The organism is Phenylobacterium sp. (assembly GCF_025351295.1).
Taxonomy (GTDB): Bacteria; Pseudomonadota; Alphaproteobacteria; order Caulobacterales; family Caulobacteraceae; genus Phenylobacterium.
In genome coordinates this window covers 1-4,519 of the sequence record NZ_JANXWD010000034.1, presented here as the reverse complement: position 1 = coordinate 4,519, position 4,519 = coordinate 1, and the positions used below count along the sequence as shown (strand labels likewise).

Here is a 4,519-nt window from a genome sequence, read left to right as displayed (position 1 = left end):
CGAGTATGACGTCAGTCAGCTCGCCTAGGACCGCCAACCCCAGCCCGGAAAGGCGCAGGAGAGAGGAGTATCCCATGTGGCAAACCGCCTTGTTAGACGGTGCGCCGTGACAGGCGCCTAAGCGTTCCGTCACGGCTTCGTTTTAGCGGATTCCGAGGAATCCGTCACCCCTGAAACGAAGGAATACGATCATGGCCAAGGCCCCCTCACGTCACACGACGCCCAAAGAAGCTACCCTCGCCTCCCGCGTCCTCTCTGGATCGGTCAAGCCTACCCTGGCGCAATCCAAGTCCCTGGCGGCTTCCGTGCTGTCTCAGGACGCACCCAAGAAGAAATAGGCGGCTCCTGTAGCGGGCTGATTCTTACGACGCAGCGCGTGGGGATCTGGATCACTCCAGAAACCTGCGCGCTATTTTCGTGACCGCCCATGTTTGGCGCCAGCGCCTTGAAATCCTCGCCGTCCACAATCAGCCAGCCGACCGAGGCGCACCGCACCGTGGTGGAGATCTCAAACGAAGGAGCCGTCCGTGGCCGCCATCGCTCCAAGACGCGAGACACTCCGTGGGACCCAATGGGCCAACAGACCCGCGATGGTGTCTGGACCTCGCGCCGCGGAACCCATCTTGGCCAGGGCTCACGCCCGATCATAGGCCGGACATATGGATGCAAGCGATCCGTCGCCCTCCGAACTTCCGCCTTGCAAGCCGGGGCCGTCCACATATGGGTCCCGGTCTTTCGCGTACCGCGAATACCGGGATGACACTCGGGGTGGGTCGCGGCGGGTGCGGCTACGCCGCGCCATAGTATGATGGTCATCATATTTCCTCGCGGCGGACAGGCTTTCTCTCAAAAGCCGCCCGCCGGGAGGGGTCTGGCGCGGCGGCTCAGCGGGCCTTGCGCGCCGCGTATTTGGCGTCGCGTTTCGCCTTCGCTTCGTCCTTGCTGAGCTGCTTGCGCTCCTTGCGCGCCCCGCGCTTCTCGGCGAGGGCGGCCTCTTCGTCGGCCTCGATGGCGGCCTGGGCGGCGGCGGCCTTGTCGGCGGCCGCCTGCTTGGCTTCGGCCTTCTCGATCTCACGGGCGGCGCGGACCGCCTTCAGCTCATCGGCCTTCATCGCCTCGCGTTCGGCAAACAGCGGGTCGATGACGGTGGGCTTTGGCTTCAGCTTCGCCAGCAGGGCCGCCTTGGCCTCCGCCGCGGCGGTCTGGCGGTCGGTATGGCTGGAGCCTTTAAGATCTCTCATGGGCAGCTTTTCTGGAGGGGCCGCGGTTGCGCGGGTACACGCAGCTTACGCCCTTTCGCGCCCAAGGTCCCGCGGGGCCTGCACGACAAAGGGTCCGCCGCTCGACGGGCCCCTCGCCGCTCCCCACAAACGCGTTGGTCAGCCGCGCAGTTTGCGCAGCAGGACGTCGCAGTCGCGGGCCAGGGCGGGATCGTCGGCCTTCAGCGCCTCGATGCGGCGCACGGCGTGCAGCACGGTGGTGTGGTCGCGCCCGCCGAACCGGCGGCCGATGTCGGGCAGCGACCGGGTGGTGATCTGCTTGGCCAGCCACATCGCCACCTGCCGCGGACGGGCCACGGCGCGGGCGCGGCGCTCGGAGATCAGGTCGGCCTGCTTCAGACCGAAGTGCTCGGCGACCATCTTCTGGATCATGTCCACCGTGACCTTGCGCTCGTTGACCGAAAGGTGGGGCCGCAGGATCGCCTGGGCCTCGTCCAGGGTCAGACGGGCGATGTCACCGCTCACCCGGGCCACCAGGGTGTTCAGCGCCCCCTCCAGCTCGCGGACGCTGTCGGTGAAGCGATCGGCCAGGAATTGCAGCACCTCGGCCCGCGCGGCCGGTACGAATCCGCCCTGGTGGGCCAGGGTGTGCAGCTTGCGTTCCAGGATGCCCAGGCGAAGCGTGCGGTCGGCCGGCTCGATGCCGCAGACCAGGCCGGCCTGCAGGTGCGAGCGCAGCCGCGGTTCCATCTCCGAAAGCTCGGTCGGCGAGCGGTCGGCGGTCAGCACCACGCGGCGGCCGTCCTCGACCAGGGCGATCAGGGTGTGGAACAGCTCTTCCTGGGTCTGGGTCTTGCCGGCCACGAAGTGGACGTCGTCGATCAGCAGCAGGTCGGCGTTGCGCAGGTCCTCCTTGAACGCCTGGGTCTGCTTGTCCTGCAGCGCCTTGACGAAGGTCGAGGTGAACCGCTCGGCCGAGAGATAGACCACGCGCTTGGTGGGCTCGGCGCGCATGGCCTCCCAGGCGAGCGCGTTCAGCAGGTGGGTCTTCCCGAAGCCGTAGGGGCCATGGAACAGCACCGGGTTGAAGTGGCCGTCGGCCCAGGAGGCCACCCGGCGGGCAACCGCGAAGGCGAACTCATTGGCCGGGCCGGAGACGAAGGTGTCGAAGCTGTAGCGCTCCTGCAGGCCCTGTTGGCGTCCCTGCCGGGCCACGATCGGGGCCACCGCCTCGGCGTCGATCTCGAAGACCTTGGCGACCCCGTGGGCCGTCGCGGGCCCCGGTGTCGGCGCCTTGGCGACGGGCCCGCCGGCCGGCGACGGGGCGGCGTCCGCCTCCATCCGCGACTTCAGGTCCAGGCGCCGGCCCAGGGGGTCGTTCTGCGCCCAAAGCTCGCCGATCCGGCGCCACGCATTGTGCCGGATCCAGTCGCGCGCGATCCCGGTCGCGGCGACCACGCAGACCTCGTCGCCGCTCTCGCGCAGGGACGCCTGGCCCAGCCACGACCCGAAGGTCGCATCGCCGAGTTCGCGCTTGAGAACCAGGCACGTCTTGCTCCACACGGCCAATGCCGGCGCGCTTGCCATAGCTCCGGCAACCCCCCCGCTCGTCATACTTCGAAACCCCATCGATCCACCATCGACAGCCAGGGCCCCGAACCCCCCGACCACGCATATTATTCAACACAAACAAACCCTTACGCAGCGAACACATGTGTCCCGCCGCCGCCCCGGTTTGAGCCGGGATCACAAGGAATGAACCTGTTGGAAGCCCGACACTACTGTCGGCCATGGGGGGGTCAACGGTGATTCTTCGCGCCGCCAAGACATATTTGTGTTGACTCGCCGGGTCCCCTTTTCGGCCAAGGGGAAAGCCCAAACTGCGGTTTTGGAGGCTGAGGTTTTTGGTCGCAGGCGCCGCAATGCGGCTTCGCAAGCGCGCATAAAAAAGCAGCGCCCCGAAGGGCGCTGGGGTCGAATTCCTAGAGGCGAAGAGGGGGTGGAGACCCCATCGGCCCGCGGCCGAAACCCGAGGGGGATGGATCCCCCGCCGAGGCGGTTCAGGCGGCGGGCATCTTCTTCAGCTGGGCGGCTAGGCGCGAGACCTTCCGCGAGCCGGTGTTCTTGTGCACGACACCCTTGGTGACCGCGCGCATCAGTTCGGACTGGGCCTTCACGAAGGCGTCCTTGGCCGCGCCCGCGTCGCCCGAGGACACGGCTTCGTCGAACTTGCGCAGGAAGGTGCGCACCCGCGAGCGGCGGGCGGTGTTCACTTCGGTGCGGCGGGCGATCTTGCGGACCGCCTTCTTGGAGCCGGGCGTGTTGGCCATTCGGAACTGCTCTCAATACGGATAGGTCCCGCCCGTTGCCGGGCAGGCGAAATTGGAGGCGCGGATATACTGAAAGGGGCCCGGCGGGTCAATGGCGCGCGTACCTGTATCTCGCGGCCTATCGACCTTTGAAGTCCGGCTTCCGCTTTTCGACGAAGGCGGCCATGCCCTCCTTCTGGTCCTCGAAGGCGAACAGCGAGTGGAACAGGCGGCGTTCAACGGCCACGCCGGTGGCCAGGGTGGTCTCGAAGGCTGTGTTGACCAGCTCCTTGTTCATGGCCACGGCCAGGGGCGATTGGCCGGCGATCTTGGCGGCCGCGGCGAGGGCCTCGTCCAGCAGCTTGTCGGCGGCGACCACGCGGGAGACCAGGCCCGCCCGCTCGGCCTCGGCGGCGTCCATCATCCGGCCGGTCAGCACCATCTCCATGGCCTTGGCCTTTCCCACCGCGCGGGGCAGGCGCTGGGTGCCGCCGATGCCCGGCATGACGCCCAGGTTGATCTCCGGCTGGCCGAACTTCGCGCTCTCGGCGGCGATGATGAAATCGCACAGCATGGCCAGCTCGCAGCCGCCGCCCAGCGCATAGCCGGCGACCGCGGCGACGATCGGCTTCCTGAACTGCTCGATCCGCCGCGCCGCCGCGCCGAAGAAGTCGGCGGCGAACATCTGGGCGTAGGATTTCTCCGACATCTCCTTGATGTCGGCGCCGGCGGCGAAGGCGCGCTCCGACCCGGTCAGGACCACGCAGCGGACGCCGTCGTCGGCCTCGGCGGCGTCCAATGCGGCCGACAGCTCGCTCAGGAGCTGGCTGTTCAGCGCGTTCAGCGCCTCCGGCCGGTTGAGGCGGATCAGGGTGACGCCCGCGCTGGGGCTCTCGACGATCAGGGTCTCATAGCTCATGGGGCGCGCTCCGGGCTTTGGAACGCGACTTACGGCCCCGTGACCGAATAGCCAAGCGCGCGCAGGCGGGC

The 4,519-nt window shown here is 67.8% G+C and carries 4 protein-coding genes; all 4 read right to left on the bottom strand.

Features of this window, described 5'->3' with window-relative positions; genetic code table 11:
- Positions 1–884: 884 nt before the first annotated feature.
- The 4 genes from Q0R13_RS05145 to Q0R13_RS05130 all read right to left on the bottom strand — a co-directional run bounded on the left by Q0R13_RS05145 (position 885) and on the right by Q0R13_RS05130 (position 4,448).
- The gene (locus Q0R13_RS05145) at positions 885–1,241 is read right to left on the bottom strand and encodes a DUF6481 family protein (protein WP_293900465.1); all 357 of its coding nucleotides are present in this window, start codon (positions 1,239–1,241) and stop codon (positions 885–887) included.
- Positions 1,242–1,379: 138 nt separating this feature from the next.
- Entirely contained in the window at positions 1,380–2,849 is a 1,470-nt protein-coding gene (gene dnaA / locus Q0R13_RS05140) for a chromosomal replication initiator protein DnaA (protein WP_293900462.1), read from the bottom strand.
- A 431-nt stretch (positions 2,850–3,280) separates the two neighbouring features.
- Complete coding sequence (gene rpsT, locus Q0R13_RS05135) at positions 3,281–3,550, bottom strand: 30S ribosomal protein S20 (protein WP_293900459.1); 270 nt, start codon at positions 3,548–3,550, stop codon at positions 3,281–3,283.
- Positions 3,551–3,668: 118 nt separating this feature from the next.
- Complete coding sequence (locus Q0R13_RS05130; RefSeq protein WP_293900456.1) at positions 3,669–4,448, bottom strand: enoyl-CoA hydratase; 780 nt, start codon at positions 4,446–4,448, stop codon at positions 3,669–3,671.
- Positions 4,449–4,519: the final 71 nt, after the last annotated feature.